Genomic DNA, 20,730 nt, shown 5'->3' with positions numbered 1-20,730 from the left:
TACTTAGGTCTGCATGACCTCTGTCGTGCCTGCCGCCACCTATCGGGTTCAGCTTCAGCCCGACTTCCCCTTTGCCGCCGCTTCCGCCGCCGTGCCGTACATCGCCTCGCTCGGGGTGTCGCATCTGCACCTCTCCCCCGTGCTGGAGGCCGTGCCGGGGTCGGCGCACGGGTATGACGTGGTCGATCACGGGCGGGTGCGGGAGGAGTTGGGGGGTGAGGAGGGGCTGCGGGGGCTGGCCCGGGTCGCGCGGGAGCATGGGCTCGGGCTCGTCGTGGACATCGTGCCCAATCACATGGCCATGGCTCCCCGGCACAACCGGGCGCTGTGGGAGGTGTTGCGGGAGGGGCCGGGGTCGGCGTACGCGCGGTGGTTCGACGTCGACTGGGAGGCGCAGGGCGGGCGGATGCTGCTGCCGGTGCTCGGAGGGCCGCTGGGCGCGGAGATCGAGCAGTTCGTGGTGGACGGGCGGGAGCTGCGGTACTACGACCATGTGTTCCCGCTCCGGGAGGGCACCGAGAAGCTGCCGTTGCCGCAGCTGCTGGACGCGCAGTGGTATCGGCCGGTGTGGTGGCGGCTGGCCCGTACGGAGCTGAACTACCGGCGGTTCTTCAGCATCTCGGAGCTGATCGGGGTGCGGGTCGAGGAGCCGGAGGTCTTCGACGCGACCCACGCGAAGATCCTTCAGCTGGTACGGGAGGGAGTTGTCGACGGGCTGCGGATCGACCATCCCGACGGGCTCGCCGATCCCGACGCCTATCTGCGGCGGCTGCACGAGGCGACCGGCGGGCGGTGGACCGTCGTCGAGAAGATCCTCGCCGACGGGGAGGCGCTGCCCGCCGCCTGGCCGGTCGCCGGGACCACCGGCTACGACGCGCTGCGGCACGTCGACGGGCTGTTCACCGACCCGGCCGGGGCGGGTGAACTGCTGGGGCAGTACCGACGGTTCACGGCCGCGCAGGCCGACCGGGGCGGCGAGTGGGAGTCGACGGTACGGCGGGCCGCGTACCGGGTGCTCACCCATGAGCTGGTCGCGGAGGTGGAACGGCTCACCCGGGTGACGCACCGGTTGTGCGAGCGCTCCCCCGATCTCTCCCTGCGCGACCAGGCCCCGTGGGCGCTGCGCACCGCGCTGTGCGAGCTGCTCGCCCGGATGGAGGTGTACCGGCCGTACCCCTCCCAGGACGCCTCCCTCGTCGTCACCGAGGAGGCGGCGGCCGAGGCGCGGGCGGTGTTCGTGGTGCCCGAGGAGGCCCGGTCCGTGGACGCCGTACGGGATCTGGTGCTGGGCCGGGTGGGTGACGGGCCGGAGCACGCGGAGTTCCGGGCGCGGTTCGCGCAGACCTCGTCGGCGCTGCGGGCGAAGTCGGTGGAGGACACGGCGTTCTACCGCTATGTGCCGTTGGTGTCGGCGAACGAGGTGGGCGGCGATCCGGGCGGTCCCGCCGTGTCGGCGGAGGACTTCCACGCCTACTGCGCCCGGGTGCAGCGCGACTGGCCGGCCACCGGGACCGTGCTGTCGACGCACGACACCAAGCGCAGCGCGGATGTCCGGGCGGCGATCGCGGTGCTGGCGGAGTGCCCGGGGCGGTGGGCCGACCTGCTCGCGGAGGTGACGCGGGACGGCGCGGGGGTGCCGGATCCGCAGCTGGCGTGGGCGGCCTGGCAGACCGCGTTCGGGCTCGGCCCGGCGGACGAGGAGCGGCTCCAGGGCGCCCTGTTGAAGCATGTGCGGGAGGCGGGGCTGCACACCTCCTGGACCGAGCGGAACCCGGCGTACGAGCGCCTGGTGGCGGACTTCGTCGCCCGGGGGCCCGCGCTGGACGCCCGGGTCGCCGCGCTGCGGGAGGAGCTGGAGCCGTATGTGCGGGCGAACAGCCTAGGGGCGGCCCTGGTGCAGCTGACCATGCCGGGGGTGCCGGATGTCTATCAGGGGACGGAGGGCGAGTACCGGGCGCTGGTGGACCCCGACAACCGGCGGGCGTTCGCGCCGCGGGAGGGGGAGTCCGACAAGTTCCGGCTCACCTCGGCGGCGCTGCGGCTGCGCGGGCGGCGGCCGGAGGTGTTCGGGGAGGCGGCGACGTACGCGCCGCTGTCGGCGCACGGGCCCGGCGCCGGGCATGTCCTGGCCTTCGCGCGGTCCGGGGAGGTGGTCACGGCGGTGACACGGTTGTCGCTGCGGCTGGCGGAGGCCGGGGGGTGGGGGGACACCCGGCTGACGCTGCCGGAGGGTCGGTGGGTCGAAGTGGTGGGCAGGGAGCGGGAGTTCACGGGTGAGGTGCGGGTGGCGGAGCTGTTCGCGACGCTGCCGGTCGCGCTGCTGGAACGGGTCGGCGGGTGACGGGGAAACGGGCGTCGGTGGGTGACGGGGAACGAGGTATCGGGTGCCGGGGACTTGACCGCCGGGTAGCGGTGACTCCCGTACCGGGTGACGGTGAATGCGACTGGGCGCCCCTGGGCGCCGCCCCTTCGGTGACCGGACAATGGAGATGTCCCCCCACTCGGTGCCGCCGGGTGTGCGGACGCTGATGCCAGGCGGACGGGGCGGGGGTGGGTCTGCTGTCGGAGCTCGGTTTTCCCGGTGGTACCGGATATCCCACGGTGGCTGAACTGGAGTCGGCGGCCCGGACTTTGACGGTCCGTCGGCCGGGGCTGTGCGCGCTGCGGCGGATCGGTGTGTCGCGGGCGGGCCGGCCGCTGCGGCTGCTGTCCGTGGGCCATGCGAGACGTGCGGTGCTGGTCGTCGCGGGGGCCCACGCCAATGAGCCGACCGGCGGCTCCACGGTGCTCGCGCTCGCCGAACGGGTCCTGCGGCAGCGGGAGTTGCGAGCCGGCGTGTCCTGGCACTTCGTGCTCTGCGCGGACCCGGACGGGGCGAGTCTGCACACGACTCCCGCGCCGCGCACGCTCCTCGACTACCACCTCGGGTTCTTCCGGCCGGCCGGTCCCGAACAGCCCGAGTGGTCGCCGTCGGTGCTGCCGCCGGACCGGCTGCCGCCCGAGACGCACGCCCTGCTCGGAGTCCTGGACGAGCTGCGGCCCTACCTCCAGGTGACCCTGCACGGCACCGATCTCGGCGGCAGCTGGGTGCAGTTGACGAAGAACGTGCCGGGCCTCGCCGAGCCGTTCGCCAAGTCGGCGGCCGAGCTGGGCATACCGGTCGAGCGGGGCGCCTCGGACGCCGCCGGTTGGCCCGCGTCCGGACCCGGGGTGTTCGTGATGCCGCCGCCGGGCGCCCATGTGGCGTACCCGAGCATGCCGGACGACGCCCGGCACAGCACCTGGTACCGCGCCCATCGGTACGGCGGTCTGACGGCCGTCGTCGAGGTGCCGATGTGGGCGAGCGACCTGGTCGACGACACCGCCCCGCACCCGGCACCGGCGGCGGCCCTGCGGTATCTGGCACGGCGGCTCGTCGTGGACGCGGGCCGGGTGGAGCGGGTGCTCGCCGAGGCGCTGCCCCGGCTGCCGGGGCCCGAGGGGCCGTTGCTGCGGGCGGCCCGGTGGGCGCTGGCGCTGGTGCCGGGGCTGGCGCGGGACTGGACCGACGGGCCGCCGCCGGACCTGTCGGCGGCGTACGTCGGCAGTGTGGACGCGTTCGGGCGCCGGCTGCCGTTGCGGGCCGCGGCGATGTTGCGGCGGGCCCTGGTGGAAGCGGATGCGCCGGGGGCGGCCCTTCTGGAAGAGCTGGTCGCCCAGTGGTGTGAGTCGTTCGGGGAGCGGTTTCGGGCGCGGTGGGTGCCGGTGGCCGACCAGGTCGAGCATCAGGTGCGGACTGTGGTGGCGGCGGCGGATTGCGCGCGGGTGGATGGGGGGTTCTGAGGGCGCCTATCGGGGTGCCTCAGAGGGGTGTTGGGCGGGTGCGGGTGCGTTGTGGCCGGTCGCGCGGTTCCCCGCGCCCCTTTGGGGCGCGCCCCTAGTTCGACAGGGCGAACACCGCTCCCGTTCGGGCCGACATCACGCAGGTGTTTGCGAAGGTGTGTTCGTAGGTGATCGTTCTGCCGTTCCACTGGCCTTCCGCGGTGGCGCGGATCGGGGCGTAGATCTCGGTGCAGATGGCGTCGCGGTGGGGGATGCGGGTGATGTCGCCCTCGGTTCGGCGGAGTTCCGCGCAGGCCTGGGCGGCGTGGCCGTGGCCCTGGGGCGGGTCGCAGAGGAGCAGGGTGCCGCGGGTGTCGGCGGAGCGGGGGGCGGCGGGGTGGGCCTCGCCCCGGGTGAGGGAGACGTAGAGCCAGTCGCCCTGGACGGCGGTGGCGCGGTCCGGGGCCGTGGCGCCGACGGTGAGGAGGGCGAGGGCGGCGAGCAGGGCGGCGCGTGCCGCGCGGGTGGGGAGCGTCATTCCCGGTGCATCGGCACGACGGGCTCGGAACTCCATCCCGGCTCACCCGAATGGGATTCCGCGTGCCCGTCCGGGCAGGACGTCTGCGGCGAGGTGTACGGACGTCCGGCAACCAGTTCGAAGGCGGCGAGGACCACGCGGGTCTGGTACTCGGCCTGTCGGGCGACGGGGATCCAGCGCGCCGCGTAGCCGTCGCGGTAGTCGGCGCACCATTCGTCGATGAGCAGGTCCAGCTCGGGCAGCGCGTCGGCCGGGTCGCGTCCGGCGCGGGTGACCAGCTGGTGCAGCAGCCCGGCGGTGCGCAGGGCGACGCGGCGCCCGGAGATGGCGAGGGTGGTGAGCCGGGCGGTGTCGAGCGGGGGGAGCGGCCGGGCGGCGCCGTCGTGGACGTCGGGGTCCCAGGAGTCGGCGAGGCCCGGCCCGACCAGCAGGTAGTCGTCGACCGGGGCCAGCAGCCGGGCCGCGTCCGGGTCGCCGCCCACCGAGGGCCGGACCCGGGCGAGGATGCCCGCGAGGAGCCGGGTGTCGCGGCGCAGGGCGCGGCTGACGCGGCGCAGTACGGCGTCGGCGTCGGGTGACGGGGAGGCGTCCTCGACGGCGGTGACGCCCCACATGGGTGCCTCGACGACGGCGGTGAACGTGCCGTAGCGGTGCGGGTGGTACCAGGTGGACTCGACGGCCGCCTCGGTGATGGCGGCGGCGAGGTCGCCCCGGCGCGGGGGCGGGATGCGGTAGACGGCGGGGCCGAGGCGGGGCCAGTACAGGGTGTCGTACGGGCTCAGTTCGCGCGGGATGCCGAGGCGGGCGGCGGTGCGGGCGACGCGCTCGGCGAGGCCCGGCAGTTCACGGGTCAGCTCGACGAAGCCGCCGCCGACGTCGACGCCGTGCAGCGAGCACTGGAACAGGGGCCGCAGCTCGTCCTGGAGGTCGAGCAGGGCGCGGGTCTCCGGCAGGGCGGCTTCGGCGGCGCCGTCGGGCAGCCACTCGGGCTGTTCCAGGAAGCCGGGGCGGAAGAAGCGCCGGAAGTGGTGGCCGAGGGTGTAGGGGCCGGAGAGCCAGCCCTCGTTGCGGCGGGAGCCGTCGGGGTCGAGGCTGAGCAGCAGGTTCCAGGTGGTGTCGGCGGCGTCGGTCAACCGGGGGTCGGCCAGGGCCCGTTCGGCGAGCCGGAGGACGGTGGCGCCGCCCACGGGCTCGTTGGCGTGCGGGCCGGCGACGATCAGGGTGTGCCGGGTGCCGTGGCCGACGGAGAGCAGCCACATCGGCGTACCCGCCCGTGAGGTGCCCACGCGGCGCAGTCGGGCGCGGTGCGGATGTCGGGCGACGAGGGCCGCGGCGCGGGCGGCCAACTCGTCCACGGTCGGATAGCGGAGGAGTGGCGGCAGGGCACACACCTCCACGATCTGGGCACGCTTGCGCGCATATGTGGTGCCGTCGGTTCACCTGGTGTGCATGGTGTAAGCACAGTCAGTCATGGCCGAGAACACACGTCAACACCCTGGAGCGGAAGCCGAGTTGAGAAACTCGCTGCGTAAATCCCAGGCCAGAGCTTTGCGGTGGGGTCGGCGGGGCGGTCACTCCGAGGAGAGGCGGAAGTTCATACGGCCGAAACTCACCTGATCGCCGTCGCGGACGACGGCCGCGCCGATCACCCGACGGCCGTTGACGGTGGTGCCGTTGGTGGAGCCGAGGTCGCGCAGGATCCACAGGCCGCCCTGCCGGCTCAGCTCGGCGTGCACCCGGGAGACCGTCTCGTGGCTGAGCCGCAGTCCGCTGCCGGGGTCACGGCCGATGCGCAGGGCGTGGCCGCTCGCCGGGTGCGGCAGCTGGAGCTTGGGGAGCCGCTCGGCCTGCCAGGCCCGGCGCAGCTTCACCCCGAAGCCGGAGACCGCGCCGACGGTGCCGAGCACCAGCCGGGACCACCGCTTCTCGGCGGGCAGGTCGGCGGTGAGCGCGGCGAGTTCGTCGGAGCGGCGGGCGGTGAGGGCCAGTTCCATCCGCCGGATGAACGTGTCGTGCGACAGACGGCCCAGTGCGACGCCGTCACGGAGCGCCCTCAGCGCGCGGTCGCGCTCGGCGTCCGACAGCCGCGCGGGGTATGTGTGGAACTCGAAGGACGACGTCACGCGTGTGATTGTCGGTCAGGGGGACATGAGGTGTCCAGACAGACCGTGAACGGTGACCATCCCCGGACATGCCGGAACATGCCCGAACACGCCCGCCGGACGATGCGAGGCGTACGGGCAAAAGCGGCGATCCGAGCGCGCGGCGATCTCGTTTGCCGCACGATGGACAGCGGCGGTGACGGACGACGGCGGTGGAGGGCCTCGCCCGGCTCCGGCCGCCGACCCCTGACCACCCAGGCCCCCGACCGGCAGCCGAGGGAGAAGCGTTCCGTGCAGTTCGAGGTGTGGGCACCGCAGGCCGACCGTCTGACACTCCACCGCGCGGGCGCCGCGCACGCCATGGAGCGCGATCCGGGGCGCCCCGGGTGGTGGACCGCGCAGGCGGAGGCGTCGGACGGCACGCGCTACGGCTTCGCCGTCGACGACGGCCCGGTGCGGCCCGATCCACGCTCACGCCGCCAGCCGGACGGCCCCGACGGGCTGAGCGCGGTGGTCGACCACGGTCGCTACGACTGGCGGGCGGAGTGGGCGGGGCGCGGGCTGCCGGGCGCGGTGCTGTACGAGCTGCACATCGGCACGTACACCCCCGAGGGCACCCTGGACGCGGCGGCCGAACGCCTCGGACATCTCGTCGAACTGGGCGTCACCCATGTGGAGTTGATGCCGCTGTGCCCGTTCCCGGGGACGCACGGCTGGGGTTACGAGGGCGTCTCCCTGTGGGCCGTGCACGAGCCGTACGGCGGGCCCGAGGCGCTGAAGCGGTTCGTGGACGCGGCACACGGGCTGGGCCTCGGGGTCGTGCTCGACGTGGTGCACAACCATCTGGGGCCGTCCGGCAACCACCTGCCCGTGTTCGGCCCGTACTTCACCGAGCGGCACCACACGCCGTGGGGCGCGGCGGTCAATCTGGACGCGCCCGGCTCGGACGAGGTGCGGACGTACTTCCTGGACAGCGCGCTCGCCTGGCTGCGGGACTACCGCCTCGACGGGTTGCGGCTGGACGCGGTGCACGCGCTGAAGGACACCCGCGCGCTGCACTTCCTGGAGGAGCTGTCGGCGGCGGTCGACACGCTCGCCGAGGAGGTCGACCGGCCGCTGTTCCTGATCGCCGAGTCGGACCTCAACGACCCGCGGCTGATCACCCCGCGCGAGCGGGGCGGCCTCGGACTGCACGCCCAGTGGAACGACGACTTCCACCACACCCTGCACACCACCCTGACCGGTGAGTCCCAGGGCTACTACGAGGACTTCGCGCGGGCCGGTCTCGCGGGTCTGGCGAAGACGCTGACGGGCGGCTACTTCCACGACGGCTCCTACTCGTCGTTCCGGGAGCGCCGCCACGGCAGGCCCCTGGACCGTACGAGCGTCTCCGCGCACCGGCTGCTGGGCTACACCCAGACCCACGACCAGATCGGCAACCGCGCGCAGGGCGACCGGCTCGCCGCGACCCTCTCCCCCGGGCTGCTGGCCTGCGCGGCCACACTGACGCTCGCCGGGCCGTTCACGCCGATGCTCTTCATGGGCGAGGAGTGGGCCGCGTCCACGCCCTGGCAGTTCTTCACCGACCACACCGATCCGGAGCTGGCGGAGGCGGTACGGCGGGGGCGGCGGCGGGAGTTCGCGGCGCACGGGTGGGCCGAGGAGGACGTACCCGATCCGCAGGACCCGGCGACCCGTGACCGGTCCTGTCTCGACTGGGCCGAGCCGGCGCGTGAGCCGCACGCCCGGATGCTGGCCTGGTACCGCGCCCTCATCGCCCTCCGCCGCGCCTTCCCCGACCTCTCCGACCCCGACCTCTCCGACGTCAAGGTCGCGTACGACGAGGAGGCGGGGTGGTTCGGCTTCCGCCGGGGTGATGTCCGCGTGGCGGTGAACCTGGGCAAGGAGACGGCCACGATCCCCGTCGGCGTGCCGCACGCGAGGGTTCTGGCGTCCTGGGATCCGGTGGAGGCGCCGGGCGCGGACGGGGTGCTGGCACTGGGCGGGGAGTCCTGCGTGGTGCTGACGGTGGCGTGAACGGGCGCCCGGCGACAGGGGGCGTGGGAGGCGCTTACCGGCGCTGACAGGGTGCCGCCCGCGCCCACCCGGGCCGCCCCGGCGGCACGGGTGGGCGCAGCTGAGACTGGCGGCGACGACAGCGGGACCCGCCCCTCAGTCCTCGCCCCGCAGATCCGTCACCCTCTCCAGCAGGATCGGCTCCCAGGTGCGGCGCAAGCGGTGGCGGAGGGTGGGGAGAGGGGCGGGAGCGCGCCCCCGGACGCCCTCCGCGAGGTCGACGACCGTGTCGCAGCGGGCCAGCCAGAGGCCGCGCAGACAGGGGCGGGCGCCGTACCCCGCGAGGGTCGCCGCACGGACGGCGGCCGGGGAGCCCACGGCCGTGGCGAGGCCCGCGATGTCCTCGGCGGGGTCACCGATCGCCGCGTCGGTCCAGTCGAGAACCCCCCGCACCCGGCCGTCGGCGCTGACCACGAGCCGGCCGCCGGTCAGCCCGTGGTGGACCAGCACCACCCCCGGCGCGGTGAGCTGCGCCGCACTCGCGGACGTCAGCTGCCCGAGCCGCGCCGCGTCGAACTCGTCGGCCTCGGCGAGCAGCCGCGCCGCCCGCCCGGCCGCCGCCCGCAGCGCCTCCGGCGAGCGCGGGGCGAGCCGTGGCACCCCGAGCGCCTCGGCCTGCCGCAGCGGCACCTCGCGCAACCCCGTGAGCAGCGCCGCCAGATCGGCCTCGCCGACCGCGGACACGTCGTGGTCCTCCGCCGTACCGCCCGGCAGCCGTGTGTCGAGGGTGTAGGTGAGGCCGCCGGACCACTCGCCGTGCGCGACGCTCACCGGCACGGCGACACCGACGTGCGGACGGACCAGGTCCCGCAGCCGCAGCTCGCGCCGCTGCCGCCCGACGGCGTTCCGGTCGGTCGCCAGACGCAGCACATGCCGGGTGCCGACCCACCAGGTGCCGCCCGTGTCGTCCCCGGCGACGGGCCGCACCTCGGGGCCGTCGCCGCCCGTGCCGCCGCGCCGGCCCTCCCCGTTCTTGAGCAGGGAACGGACCAGCCGGCGGACGCTGTCCGCGGTGGGTGTCGGTGCCTGGGTCATGGTCGCGCCGTCGTCCGGGGGGTCAGGGGAGCGGAAGCACGCGGTCGGTCACTCGACCACCGCCAGTTCGCGCGGCGTGTTGTTGAGGCGTCGGCCGCCGTCCTGCGTCACCGTCACGATGTCCTCGATCCGTACGCCGAAACGGCCCGGCAGATAGACACCGGGTTCGACCGAGAAGCACATACCGGGCACGAGGGGCCGCTCCTCCCCCTCGATCATGTACGGCGGTTCATGGGTGGTGACGCCGATGCCGTGCCCGGTGCGGTGGATGAAACGGTCGCCGTACCCGGCCTCGGTGATGACCGCGCGGGCGGCCCGGTCGACGTCCTGGCAGGCCGCGCCCGGCCGTACCGCGCGGAACCCGGCCTCCTGGGCGGCCCGTACGAGGTCGTGCACCGCGCGCTCCTCGGCGGCCGGTTCGCCGACGTGGACCGTGCGGGAGGTGTCGGAGCCGTAGCCGTCCTTGAGGCCGCCGAAGTCGAGGACGACCATGTCGCCGTGCCCGATGACCCGGTCACCGGCCTCGTGGTGCGGGTTGGCGCCGTTCGGGCCCGAGGCGACGATGGTGAAGTCGACCTGGGAGTGCCCGAATTGCCGCAGCAGATCGGCGAGATCGGCGGCGACCTCGGTCTCCCGGCGCCCCGCGAACGCCACCTGGCGGATCTCCTCGTAGGCCCGGTCGGCCGCCGCGCCCGCCGCCGCCATCCGCTCCAGCTCGGCCGCGTCCTTCACCGCCCGCAGCATGGGCAGCGCCTCGGTGAGCGCGACGTACTCCGTCCCCGGCAGCCGCCGTCGCAGGCCGAGCAGGTGCAGCGCCCAGGTGTTGTCGCTGACGCCGAAACGGCCGCGCGGGCCGAGGACGGAGACGGCCGCGTCGTACGGGTCCTTGCCGTCGGTCCAGTCGAGGAGGGTGAGCGCGGGGCCGCCGGGCGCGCCGACGGCGTCCGGGGCCTCCAGGGTGGGGACCACCAGTACGGGGTCCCGGCCGTCGCGGAGCACCAGCATGGTCAGCCGCTCGGTCTCCGGCGGGCGGTGTCCCGTCAGCCACACCAGGTCGGGGCCGGGTGCCACCAGCAGCCCGTCGAGCCCGGCGTCCGCGGCGGCCCGTGCCGCGCGCCGCATCCGCGCCCGGTGGTCGTCGGCGGTGAACGGCGCGGGCGGGGCCTCGGTCGGGGCGGGCGCGGGCCCGTCGCTGGGCGTGCCGGTCATCCATGCCTCCGTCTGCTCGGAGTTCCCTGGTGCTACGGGCAGCATCCTGCCCCTCCGCCGCGGCGCACGCGAGCCGATTGGCAAGTGGCGTCGTGGGCTCTCCGGCGCGCCCCCTCGCACCCGGCTAACGCTCACGGGTTGCCCACCCATTAGAACTAATGCTTGGATTCATGTGTTCCATTAAGGCACGACCCCCGAGGGAGGCGTACGACGATGCTCGTACTCGCGCACATCAGTGATCTGCGTCTGGACGGGAGCGACCGGGCGACCCGGCGGGCGGAGCGGGTGCGGGACGCGCTGTGGGGGCTGCCGGGGCGGGTGGACGCGCTGCTGGTGACCGGGGACATCGCCGACCACGGCACGGAGGCCGAGTACGAGGAGGCGGCGCGTCTGCTGGGGCCGCGGGAGGGCGGGGCGCCCTTCCCGGTGCTCACCTGTCCGGGCAACCACGACAGCCGGGCGCCCTGTCGCAAGGCGCTGCTCGGGGAGCCGCCCGCCGACGGGCCGGTCAACAGCGCCCATGTCTTCACGGACGCGGCCGTACTGATGTGCGACTCCAGTGTTCCGGGCCGGGACGAGGGCGAGTTGGACGCGCAGACGTACGCCTGGATCGAGGAGACCCTCGACGGTCTCGACGGCGACCGGCCGGTACTGCTCGCCTTCCACCACCCGCCGGTGGCCCTGCACCACCCGCTGCCGGACGGCTACCGGCTCGGTCAGCCGTCGAAGCTCGCCCGGCTGCTGGAGCGCCGGCCGGAGATCGCGGGGATCGTCACCGGGCACGCCCACACCCCCGCCGCGACCACGTTCGCCGGGCGTCCGCTGGTCGTCGGCCCCGGGGTCGCCTGGACGCTGCGGCTGCCCTGGGAGGGCGAGCGGGTCGCGGACCGGGAGGCGCCGCCCGGACTGGCGTTCCACGTACTGGACGACGAGGGGCGGCTGACCAGCCACTTCCGGGTCGTCGTGTAGGGGTTCGGCCGAGGGGTCTCAGGTGACCACTCCCGGTACGGCGACCAGATGGCGACGGGTGCCGTTCGTGTGCCGCACGAGGAGTCTCACCGCCGTGCCGGGGCGGACGGTGGTGACGGCCCGCGCGAGCTCGGCCGCCGATCCGGTCCGGGTGCCGTCCAGGGCGAGGACGGTGTCCCCCCGGACGAGGCCCGCGCTGTAGCCGGGCCCTGGGACATGGACACCGACGACACGGGCACCCGCGCCCGCCGCGCCTCGGGAGTCTCCGGTGCCCCGGGCCCCGCCCGGGGCGTCGACGACTTCGACGCCGAGGGTGGGGCGGGTGGGCGCGCCGGCAGCCGCGCCGGTGGGCGCCGGAACCGAACTCCCCTTCCCCGAAGTCGACTTGGGAACGCCGTCCGGCCGGGCGGAAGCGCCCGGTGCGTCCGGCGCGCTCCCCCGCTCCCGCAGCTCCGCGAGCCTGCTCATCCCGATCACCGTGGCGCCCATCGTGCCGAGTCCGACGCCCGACAGGACCAGGGCCGCGCAGGTGACCAGGGCGAACAGCAGGGTGATCAGCCGTTGCCGGGCCCGGCGGGGCGCGGCGTGCGGGCGCCGGGCGGTGCCGGACGGACGGTCGGCACCGGTCTCCCGGCCCGGCATGGGCTTGGGCCTCAACGCGGTCTGTTCCATGATGTCGCCACCTCCGGCCGCAGACCTACCCGGGGCGCCACCGCACGACGAGCCACGAAAGAGTGAGACTGACACCCCGTCACCTCGGGCCCTCCGTCGCCCCCGGCCCGGTCAGCTCCCGCACCAGGGCCCCGGCCGCTCCCCCGGGCTTGCCGCCGTACACCAGCTCGGTGCGGTGCACCAGCCGTGGTGCGACGAGGGGGACGGCGACCGCGCCGGGCACGTCGGCGGCGAAGCCGTGGGGCAGGACGGTCAGGCCGTGTCCGGCGGCGGCGAGGGTGGTGAGCGTCCGCAGGTCGGTGCCCTCGTAGCGGAGGGCGGTGCGGACGCCGCCGGTGCCGCTCGCGGTGCGGAGCCGGTCCAGCGGGAGGCCCGCGCCGGGGGCGTCGAGCCAGCGCGCGTCGACGAGATCGGCGAGGCGGAGTCCGGGGCGGCGGGCCAGCGGGTGGCCGGCGGGAAGGAGGACGCAGACGGGTTCCTCGCCGACGCCCCGGGTGGTCAGGGGTGCCACGTCGGGGAGCCGGAGGGGGTCGCTGGGGGCGGCGAGTCCGTCGACCAGGCCCAGATCGGCGGCGCCCGTGGCGACGGCCGCCGGGATCTCGTCGCGGGCGAGGGTCCGCAGGGTCACCCCGGCGGCGGGCAGCGCGGCGAGCGTACGGGGGCCGAGTGCCGTCGGGGTCGCCGCGAGCGTCAGTCCATGCGCGGGTGCCGCCGCCATCCGTACGACATCGGCGCGGGCCGCCTCCAGGCGCAGCAGCAGGGGTCCGGCGTGTTCGAGGAGCCGCTCGCCCGCGGCGGTGGGGACGACGGGGCGCCGGGTCAGCAGCGGGGCGCCCAGGTCCTGTTCCAGCGCGGCGATGTGCTGGGACACCGCGGACTGGGTGTAGCCCAGCTCCCGCGCGGCCTCGGAGAAGGAGGCGAGCCGGGCCACGCTGACATACGTACGCAGCAGATGCGGATCCATGGCGGACAGGATCGCGTACCTGTCGTCAGCAGGTCATCAGCGGTGCTTATCGGGAGTGCGGAAATCATCGTTGGACGTGAACTCGGGGTGACGCCCAGGATGACGGACATGACCAACCACGCGGCTCCGCCCGCCTCCTCCCCCGCGTCCCCTGCCGCCCGGCTCGCCCTCGTCGGCGACCGTTCCCCGGACGTGGTCTCGCACAGCCGGATCCCGCTGCTCCTCGACGCCCTCGCCGGACGGGACCGGCTCGTCCTCGACGCGTACTGGATCCCCTCCGAGGACGCCGCCGCCGACGCGGAGGCCGTACGGGGCTTCGACGCGGTGTGGGTGGTACCGGGCAGCCCCTACCGCAGCGAGGCCGGGGTGCTCTCCGCGATCCGAACCGCGCGGGAGGAGGGCATCCCGTTCCTGGGCACCTGCGGCGGCTTCCAGCACGCCCTGCTGGAGTACGCCCGGAGCGTGTGCGGGCTCACCCGGGTCGCGCACGCCGAGAACGACCCCGGCGCCGGGGACTTCCTCATCGAACCGCTCGCCTGTTCCCTGGTCGGGCACGAGGCGACGGTCGCCGTCGAGCCCGGCTCGCTCGCCCAGTCCGTGATGAACGCCGAGCGGTCGGTCGAGCGGTACTTCTGCGCGTACGGCCCGACCCGGCACCTCGACACCCTGCGCGCGCACGGGCTGCGGTTCTCCGGACACGACGAGGACGGGCACGTACGGATCGCCGAACTCCCCGGTCACCCCTTCTTCCTGGCGACGCTCTTCCAGCCGGAGCTGGCCGGCGACGGCAGCCGTCCGCATCCGGTCGTACGGGCCTTCGCCCGAGCCGCGGTCGAGCACGCGGCCCGGGTGGTGGCGGGGCGGGCGGTGTGAACCGGTCGCCGACGGCTCAGCCGGTGCGCGCCGGGGCGAACGGCAGCGCCGGGGGCCGGTCCGGGACGAAGCCGTGGGCGCGGCGGGCCAGGAACTCGGGCTTGTAACGGTCCACCCGCCGGTGCCAGTTGAGGATGCCGGCCAGCCAGTTCCGCAGGTCGTCCACATAGCCGTCCATGATGGTGCGCGCCTCCCGCGAGAGCGCGAAGTCGTCGTAGACGACCGGGAGTTCATGGGCGACGACATGCTCGAACTGCCGCATCCGCTGGGTCATGAGGTCGTGGATCACACCGAGCGCGGTCGGGTAGTCGCAGCCGAAGAAGTTCTGCACGACCAGGATCGCGTTGTGCACCTCGCCCTCGTACTCGATCTCCTTCTGGTACGAGAAGACGTCGTTGATGAGGCAGCCGTAGTCGATCGCCGCGTTCTCCAGGGAGCGGACGGGGCCGCTGCGGTAGACCTCGGGCGGGATCTGCGGGCCGTGGCCCATCCGGCACAGGCTGAGGGTCATGTCGGAGCCGAAGGTGGCGCGCCGCATCTCCAGATAGTCGACCGGGTCGGGGACCCGGTTCTGGATCTGGTTGAACAGCTCCCACACCCAGCTCTCGGTCATCTTGTCGACGGACGCCTTCAGCCCGCGCCGCTCGTCGGGGGTCATCCGCGCCGTCGTCCGTGCCCAGAGGTCGACGAGGCCCCGTTCCATGCCGTTGGCCGGGACGGGGACCGGCTCCCCGTCGACGGGCATGCAGTCGGAGAGCCGGGCCGTGGTCAGTCGGGCGGCGACGAGGTCGCGGCGGTGGCCGAAGACGAGGGGGTAGTAGTCGTCGCCGTAGGTGCCCCAGGCCAGCCAGCCGGAGCTGAGGTCGAGTTCCTCGGCCGTGGCGTCCGGGTCGAGGCCGGCCGCGCAGAGCGGGAGGTCGGCGGCGGCGAGCCGCTCCTCGTCCCAGACGCCCTCGCCCAGCATGCCCATCTCGTGCATCCAGGCGGTGAGCCGGGGGCGGGCGCCGTCCAGGTGCGGGCACAGCTCCACCTCGAACGGCAGGTAGAAATCGGGGAGTCGGGACGGACCTACCTTCTGGTACGGCACATGGGTGTGGGCGCGCAGCCGTTCCTGGGCGGCGGTCGCGAGCAGCGCCCCGACGTCCGTGCCGGAGGTGCCGAAACCGGCCTGGGCGATCAGTGCGGGGCCGGAGAGGACCGCTCCGCCGAGATCGAGCGGGCCGCGCGCGGAGGCGGCGCCCTCGTTCATGTACCGGCTGGACCGCATGTGCCATTCGTGGCCGCCGGACTGCCAGTCCTGGAGGCCCTTGGTGTACGCGGCGACGGCGGCGACCTCGCCGGGGGTGAGGCCCTTCTCCAGGGCGAGCCCGGGGACTTCGGTGAGCGCGGTGTTCTCGAACTGGTGCAGCCGGGAGGTGAGGATGTCGTTGACGGTCTCGGCGGCCTGCTGGGTGCCGCAGCCGAAGAAGGTCTCCAGGACGAGCACGCCGTTGCTGTTCTCGCCCTCCTCCTCGACCTCCCGCTGGTACGAGAACAGGTCGTTGCGCAGATGGACGGCGTCGGAGAACGTCTCCATCAGGACGCGCAGGGGCCTCGACTCCGCGACGGACGCCGGGACTTCGGCGGTCGCGTACTCGACGAGGCCGGCCGACCAGGGTGCGCCGCCGACCTTGCGGCGCATCTCGATGTACTCGACCGGGTTGGCGATCCGGCCCTCGTTGATGTTGGACAGCTCCCACAGCGACTCGTTGAGCAGATGCTCGGTGGCCACGGCGAAGCGGCGGCGCCAGTCCATCGACATCGCCGGGACCGTGCGCGCCCAGAGGTCGGCGAGGCCCGCCTCCACCGGGTTCTCCGGCTCGGGGACGGGGGTCGCGAGGTCCAGGGGCATGAAGAGCGGGAGCCGGTCGAGGTGGGCCTTGCCGCCGGGGCGGTCCTGGGAGCGCTTGAAGAGTTCCAGGAAGTGGTCGTCGAAGAAGAACACCCACACGTACCAGTCGGTGATGAGGGAGAGGGCCGGGCCGTCGCAGTCGGGGTGGGTGTAGGCGCACAGCAGGCCGTAGTCGTGCGCGTCCAGGTCCGCCCGGTCCCATACGCCGGAGCCCTCCAGCATGCCCATCTCCCGTGCCCACGCGGAGGAGTGGGCACGGGCCTCTTCGAGGTGGGGGTTCAGCCGCGCGGGGTACGGCAGGTAGAAGTGCGGGAGTGCGAACGGCTGCGTCATGGCCGGGCCCTACCCGTGGCCTCCGGTGGGCATCCGGATGGGGGCACATGATCACACCATCGCGTGAATCCCGGGCGTTTCGCGTGAATCCGGGGCGTCTCAAGGATCCAAGGCGTCTCAAGGATGGCGGGCGTTTCAAGGATGCGGGGCGCTGTCCTGGACCCCGTTCGTGTGGTTCCCCGCGTCCCCGGTGGGGGTGCGTACCGCGCTGCCCACCCGGGAGCGCGGGGTCACGAACTCCGGCAGGCCCCGGTTCCTCCGTTCCTCCGTCAGACCTTGACCTGGATCAGGGCCCTCGTCCCGCTCGTACGCCATGTCTGGCCCTCCGCCGTCACCAGGGCTGACTCCGTCCGCGGGGTCAGGCCGGTGATGACGTCGGACTTGAGGGTGCGCAGGGCCGCGACCGGGCCCGGGAAGTAGGAGGTGACCTCGGTGAAGGGGGTGGTGGGGGGCCAGAGTCGGTCGCCGACCAGGCGGCGGTAGTTGAGGTCGCCCTTCATGACGGTCAGGTCGGCCGAGGCGAAGTCCGCGCGCAGGTCGGCGGGCATGTCCGCGTACGGCAGGGGCGCGCAGGAGAAGGGGTGGGTGCGGAGGGTCAGTCGGCCCTCGGTGAGCGCGGTGTGGAGGCGGGTTCCGGCGTCGGTCTTCGCGGTCACCAGGTGGTGCACCGCGTCGAGGGTGTCGGCGGTGGTGGCGTCCGAGACGAAGTACGGGTACGGCTTCAGGTGCAGGACGGCACGGTCGAAGTGGCCGTGGGTGAGGAGGTGGTCGACGAGGAGGAGATCGGGGATCAGTTCGCGGCCCGCGTTGTCGGCGACCAGGCAGAGGGTGCGGTCCCCGGCGGAGGCGGCGGTGGGCGCGCCGGTCGGGAGGGACCGCCCCGTCAGGAGGGACAGCAGCGACTCGGTGTCGTCCGCGACCAGTTGGGACGACCCGGCGGTGTCGCTGTCCCCGGCCCCGGTGGTCTGGAGGCGGAAGCCGAGGTCGGCCCGGTTGCCCCAGAGGGAGCCGTGGAGGAGGGCCCTGAGCTGCTCGGGGAGGGGCCGTTCCGACAGGGGGCCGAGGGCGGTGAGTTCGGCGGCGGCCTCGGGGGTGTCCAGTTCGGCGAGTTTGAAGGGGCGGAACGGGTCCACGCCTTGGAACGGGCCGGGGCCGAAGTAGCCGACGGCGCGCAGGAGTTGGCGGTAGAAGCAGCTCTCGGCGGCGAGGAAGGGGAGCGAGTACCAGGAACGGCCGGTGTAGCGGCGTACGTTCCAGGTGTCCCACCAGTCGTCGTCGGCCGGCGGGTCGAGCACGCTCTCGGTGCCGTTGCGCAGCAACTCGTCCAGGGCGCGGCGCTGTTCGGGGCCGTAGGGGGTGGCGTCCCGCACCTTGCGGATGAGGGCGGGGTGCCGTTCGGCGAGGACGCTGTGCGGGAAGGAGGCGGGGTCGTCGCTGCGGATGACCGGGGCCGGGGTGGGAGCGGGCGTGTCAGGCATGGCCGTGGGCTCCTCCGGGGGCGGCGGGGCCGGGTGCGCCTCCGGGGGCGGTGGGGCCGGGTGCGCCTCCGGGGGCGGTGGGCGTGCGGGGCGGGAGTTCCACCTGCTTGAGCTTGTCGTCGAGTTGCTCGTGGAAGCCGGCCTCGGTCCACACGTACTTCCTGAACTGGTCCGTCGTCAGCGGGCCCGGCCAGGGGCTGCCGCTCGGGTAGAACACCGAGTCGCAGGAGGCGCAGTGGTGGGCGGGGTTCCACACGGCTTCGGCGCGGGGCCGGCCCGCCCTGACGGTGGCGCGTTCGCGGGCCTCGCCGCGGATCACCCAGAGGGTGCCGAAGAAGAGGAGGACGGCGAGGACCGAACCGCCGATCGTGAAGAGGGGTTTGTCGTCCTGGACGCCGTGCTGGGCGAGGCCCGCGCAGACACCGGCCAGGACCATGCCCTCCAGGAAGTGCATCACGCTGTCGAACCTGGACTCCGCGCCCGGTGCCTTCGCCAGCCGGTCGGAGAGGCCGGACCCCGGGGAGTCGGGGGCGGCACAGGCATCCGGGACCGTACGCACCGCCGGGCCCGAGGCCCCGCAGCGGGGGCAGACCACCTGGACCGGAGCCGGGCCGGATCCCTCGTACTTCTCTGTCGCCATGCGCATACGCTAACGCCCGCCGACGCGGTCGTTCCTACGTGCCATGGATGCGCCGGCGGCCGACCGGTGCCCGCTCGCATCGGTCGGCCGCCGGCAGTGGGGGGTGGCGGTCCATCGGTCCGGTTGTTCAGCCGGACTCTTCAGTCGGACTGAACAACCGGGGTCAGGCCTCTCGGCCCGGGCCTCAGAAGGTGAGCTTCCAGTTGTTGAGCGTGCCGGTGTCCGTGGCCGCGACGTCCTGGACCCGCAGCTTCCAGGTGCCGTTGGCGACCTCGCTGGAGGCGTTCACCGAGTAGGTGGTGACCAGGTTGTCCGCGGAGTCGGAGCTGGAGGCCTTGAGCGGGTAGGTCGAGCCGTCCGGGGCCACCAGGGTCAGGACCAGGTCACCGCGGTAGGTGTGGGTGATGTCCACGCCGACCTGGAGGGTCGAGGGCGCGTTGCCGGTGCGGCCGGTGACGGCGATCGAGGACTCGATCGCCGCGCCGTTGTCCGGGATGGAGACGGCCGTGGTGTTGGTGAAGGTGGTGCCCCCCGTGGAACCGCCACCGGTCACCGCCTGCACCGTCTTGGCCGCGTCGGCGAGGCCGGCGCCGCAACCGCCCGAGCAGGTACCCGGCAGAGCACGCGAGTTGGTCTTGATCGCGGACTCGATCTGGGCCGGGGTCAGCGAGGAGCTCGCCGACTTCAGCAGCGCGGCGAGGCCCGCGATGTGCGGGGCGGCCATGCTGGTGCCCTGGTAGTAGTCGTACGACTCGCTGCTCGGACCGGCGGTGCCGCTGTTCAGCGTGGACAGGATGCCGCCGGACTCCGCGGTCCGGGTCTCGCCGCCGGGCGCCGCGATGTCGACGACCGAGCCGAAGTTGGAGTAGTACGAGCGGGAGCCGGCGCGGTTGGTGGCCGCGACCGAGATCACGTTGGCGCAGCTGGCGGGCGAGTAGTTGGCCGCGTTGGCGTTGCTGTTGCCCGCCGCGACGACGACCGTGGTGCCGCGGTTCACGGCGGCGTTGATCGCGCTCTGGGTCGCGGTGGTGCAGGCGCCGCTGCCACCGAGGCTCATGTTGATGACCTTGGCGACATTGGTGTTGGCGGGCACGCCGGAGACGGTGCCGCCGGAGGCCCAGGTGATGGCGTCGATGATGTCGGAGTCGTAGCCGCCGCACTTGCCGAGGACCCGCAGCGGGGAGACCTTGGCGCCGTAGGCGATACCGGCGACACCCTTGCTGTTGTTGGTGACGGCGGCGATGGTGCCGGCCACGTGGGTGCCGTGCCAGGAGGAGGTGCTGGCCGGGTCGCCCGCGGCGCACTCGTTGGCGGCGGTCGAGTCGCCCGGGTCGGCCGGGTTGCTGTCACGGCCGTTGCCGTCGTTGGAGACGGCGGTGTCGACGATGAAGTCGTAGCCGCCGACGATGTTCGCGGCGAGGTCGGAGTGGGCGACGTAACCGGTGTCGATGACGGCGACCGTCACTCCGGTGCCGGTGACCTTGTCCCAGGCGCCCGGCAGGTTCATGCCGGCGGTGGACTCGTAGAGGTCCCACTGCTTGGTGTACTCGGTGTCGTTCGGGGTGGCCTGCGCCTTGTTCAGGCGGTCCGGGACGACATAGGCGACCTGCGGGTCGGCCTGGTACTCGGAGATGACGTCGGCGACGTCCGTCTTGGTGACGTCCTCGCCCAGGTCGACGAGGGCGGCTCCGCTGCCGAGGCGGCGCTGGAAGTCGAGGCTCTCGCCGGCCTCCTTGCCCTTGGCGGCGGCGTCCGCGTCGGCGGCCTTGTTCGAAGTGGCCTCGGCGGCACCGGACTTGTAGCCGACGATCAGGCGCTCGGCGACGGCGCCGGGCGCGGCCTCGGTGGCACCGGCGACGGCCGGCGCGGCATCGGCCTTGGCGGTCGGGCTCTGCGCGACGGCGACCGAGGTGGTCATGCCGGCCACCAGGGCGACGGAGACCGCGGCGACGGATATGAGCTTCCGTCCGGCGGTACGAGAGGGGGAGGTACGCAAGGGCTTCGCCTTTCGTGGCCTGCTCATGTCAGGGGAGGAGCGGCAGTGAAACGCTTCTTCATCGAAGCGGCGGGGGGTCCAGAAAGGGTTGGCGCGAAGGCCGGCCAGGCGCGTGCCGTTCCACCAGGGGTTACCTGTGGTTCGGCTGTGCGA

At 73.6% G+C, this 20,730-nt stretch carries 16 protein-coding genes; 5 read left to right on the top strand and 11 right to left on the bottom strand.

Annotated features, from left to right (window positions below; translation table 11 throughout):
• Positions 1 to 13 precede the first annotated feature (13 nt).
• Complete coding sequence (treY, locus tag F9278_RS38115) at positions 14 to 2,341, top strand: malto-oligosyltrehalose synthase (protein WP_152172362.1); 2,328 nt, start codon at positions 14 to 16, stop codon at positions 2,339 to 2,341.
• A 209-nt stretch (positions 2,342 to 2,550) separates the two neighbouring features.
• Positions 2,551 to 3,822, top strand: coding sequence for a M14 family zinc carboxypeptidase (locus F9278_RS38110; protein ID WP_152172361.1), 1,272 nt, complete (start codon positions 2,551 to 2,553; stop codon positions 3,820 to 3,822).
• Positions 3,823 to 3,916: 94 nt separating this feature from the next.
• Here F9278_RS38110 and F9278_RS38105 read toward each other — a convergent pair whose 3' ends face one another.
• From F9278_RS38105 to F9278_RS38095, 3 genes are all read right to left on the bottom strand, one after another.
• Positions 3,917 to 4,339, bottom strand: coding sequence for an SSI family serine proteinase inhibitor (locus tag F9278_RS38105; protein WP_152172360.1), 423 nt, complete (start codon positions 4,337 to 4,339; stop codon positions 3,917 to 3,919).
• Positions 4,336 to 5,736 carry a M14 family zinc carboxypeptidase gene (locus F9278_RS38100; protein WP_152172359.1) on the bottom strand — a complete coding sequence of 467 codons (1,401 nt, stop codon included), beginning with the start codon at positions 5,734 to 5,736 and terminating at the stop codon, positions 4,336 to 4,338. The genes F9278_RS38105 and F9278_RS38100 overlap by 4 nt, the downstream gene beginning before the upstream one ends.
• Before the next feature lie 174 nt (positions 5,737 to 5,910).
• Positions 5,911 to 6,462 carry a DUF1707 and FHA domain-containing protein gene (locus F9278_RS38095; RefSeq protein WP_152172358.1) on the bottom strand — a complete coding sequence of 184 codons (552 nt, stop codon included), beginning with the start codon at positions 6,460 to 6,462 and terminating at the stop codon, positions 5,911 to 5,913.
• 270 nt (positions 6,463 to 6,732) lie between these two features.
• On the opposite strand from F9278_RS38095, the gene treZ reads away from it, so the two are divergent.
• Entirely contained in the window at positions 6,733 to 8,478 is a 1,746-nt protein-coding gene (gene treZ, locus F9278_RS38090) for a malto-oligosyltrehalose trehalohydrolase (protein WP_152172357.1), read from the top strand.
• Between the two features lie 135 nt (positions 8,479 to 8,613).
• Here treZ and F9278_RS38085 read toward each other — a convergent pair whose 3' ends face one another.
• Both F9278_RS38085 and F9278_RS38080 read right to left on the bottom strand, forming a co-directional pair.
• Positions 8,614 to 9,552, bottom strand: coding sequence for an aminoglycoside phosphotransferase family protein (locus F9278_RS38085; RefSeq protein ID WP_152172356.1), 939 nt, complete (start codon positions 9,550 to 9,552; stop codon positions 8,614 to 8,616).
• A gap of 48 nt (positions 9,553 to 9,600) precedes the next feature.
• A complete protein-coding gene (locus F9278_RS38080) occupies positions 9,601 to 10,761 on the bottom strand; it encodes a M24 family metallopeptidase (RefSeq protein ID WP_152172355.1) in 1,161 nt (386 codons plus the stop codon).
• A 213-nt stretch (positions 10,762 to 10,974) separates the two neighbouring features.
• Between F9278_RS38080 and F9278_RS38075 the strand changes: the two genes are divergently transcribed.
• A complete protein-coding gene (locus F9278_RS38075; RefSeq protein ID WP_152172354.1) occupies positions 10,975 to 11,730 on the top strand; it encodes a phosphodiesterase in 756 nt (251 codons plus the stop codon).
• Positions 11,731 to 11,748: 18 nt separating this feature from the next.
• Here the strand turns inward: F9278_RS38075 and F9278_RS38070 are convergent, their stop codons facing one another.
• Together F9278_RS38070 and F9278_RS38065 are read right to left on the bottom strand one after the other, a co-directional pair.
• Positions 11,749 to 12,402, bottom strand: coding sequence for a PDZ domain-containing protein (locus F9278_RS38070; RefSeq protein ID WP_152172353.1), 654 nt, complete (start codon positions 12,400 to 12,402; stop codon positions 11,749 to 11,751).
• A gap of 79 nt (positions 12,403 to 12,481) precedes the next feature.
• Entirely contained in the window at positions 12,482 to 13,366 is an 885-nt protein-coding gene (locus tag F9278_RS38065) for a LysR family transcriptional regulator (RefSeq protein ID WP_152172352.1), read from the bottom strand.
• Positions 13,367 to 13,474: 108 nt separating this feature from the next.
• On the opposite strand from F9278_RS38065, the gene F9278_RS38060 reads away from it, so the two are divergent.
• Positions 13,475 to 14,239 (top strand): CTP synthase C-terminal region-related (seleno)protein, encoded by a 765-nt coding sequence (locus F9278_RS38060; protein ID WP_404818978.1) that lies wholly within the window; start codon positions 13,475 to 13,477, stop codon positions 14,237 to 14,239.
• A 16-nt stretch (positions 14,240 to 14,255) separates the two neighbouring features.
• On the opposite strand, the gene cyc2 is transcribed toward F9278_RS38060, so the two are convergent.
• The 4 genes from cyc2 to F9278_RS38040 all read right to left on the bottom strand — a co-directional run bounded on the left by cyc2 (position 14,256) and on the right by F9278_RS38040 (position 20,577).
• Positions 14,256 to 16,463, bottom strand: a complete 2,208-nt coding sequence (cyc2, locus tag F9278_RS38055; protein ID WP_152172350.1) for a germacradienol/geosmin synthase Cyc2 — start codon at positions 16,461 to 16,463, stop codon at positions 14,256 to 14,258.
• A 269-nt stretch (positions 16,464 to 16,732) separates the two neighbouring features.
• On the bottom strand, positions 16,733 to 17,941 hold the full coding sequence (locus F9278_RS38050; RefSeq protein ID WP_152172349.1) for a damage-control phosphatase ARMT1 family protein: 1,209 nt from the start codon (positions 17,939 to 17,941) through the stop codon (positions 16,733 to 16,735).
• Entirely contained in the window at positions 17,934 to 18,581 is a 648-nt protein-coding gene (locus F9278_RS38045; RefSeq protein WP_319023126.1) for a hypothetical protein, read from the bottom strand. The genes F9278_RS38050 and F9278_RS38045 overlap by 8 nt, the downstream gene beginning before the upstream one ends.
• A 184-nt stretch (positions 18,582 to 18,765) precedes the next feature.
• Positions 18,766 to 20,577: a S8 family peptidase gene (locus F9278_RS38040; RefSeq protein WP_152172348.1), complete on the bottom strand. Its 1,812-nt coding sequence runs from the start codon at positions 20,575 to 20,577 to the stop codon at positions 18,766 to 18,768.
• Between the last annotated feature and the right edge of the window lie 153 nt (positions 20,578 to 20,730).

It is taken from the genome of Streptomyces phaeolivaceus (genome assembly GCF_009184865.1).
Taxonomy (GTDB): domain Bacteria; phylum Actinomycetota; class Actinomycetes; order Streptomycetales; family Streptomycetaceae; genus Streptomyces; species Streptomyces phaeolivaceus.
The sequence above is the reverse complement of the archived record's forward strand: the minus strand, read 5'-3'. Positions and strand labels throughout refer to the sequence as shown.

Coding starts and splice junctions, on each gene's coding strand:
- treY (WP_152172362.1), top strand. CDS start 14: ATGACCTCTGTCGTGCCTGCCGCCACCTATCGGGTTCAGCTTCAGCCC.
- F9278_RS38105 (WP_152172360.1), bottom strand. CDS start 4,339: ATGACGCTCCCCACCCGCGCGGCACGCGCCGCCCTGCTCGCCGCCCTC.
- F9278_RS38085 (WP_152172356.1), bottom strand. CDS start 9,552: ATGACCCAGGCACCGACACCCACCGCGGACAGCGTCCGCCGGCTGGTC.
- F9278_RS38080 (WP_152172355.1), bottom strand. CDS start 10,761: ATGACCGGCACGCCCAGCGACGGGCCCGCGCCCGCCCCGACCGAGGCC.
- F9278_RS38075 (WP_152172354.1), top strand. CDS start 10,975: ATGCTCGTACTCGCGCACATCAGTGATCTGCGTCTGGACGGGAGCGAC.
- F9278_RS38070 (WP_152172353.1), bottom strand. CDS start 12,402: ATGGAACAGACCGCGTTGAGGCCCAAGCCCATGCCGGGCCGGGAGACC.
- F9278_RS38065 (WP_152172352.1), bottom strand. CDS start 13,366: ATGGATCCGCATCTGCTGCGTACGTATGTCAGCGTGGCCCGGCTCGCC.
- F9278_RS38060 (WP_404818978.1), top strand. CDS start 13,475: ATGACCAACCACGCGGCTCCGCCCGCCTCCTCCCCCGCGTCCCCTGCC.
- cyc2 (WP_152172350.1), bottom strand. CDS start 16,463: ATGACGCAGCCGTTCGCACTCCCGCACTTCTACCTGCCGTACCCCGCG.
- F9278_RS38050 (WP_152172349.1), bottom strand. CDS start 17,941: ATGCCTGACACGCCCGCTCCCACCCCGGCCCCGGTCATCCGCAGCGAC.
- F9278_RS38045 (WP_319023126.1), bottom strand. CDS start 18,581: ATGGCGACAGAGAAGTACGAGGGATCCGGCCCGGCTCCGGTCCAGGTG.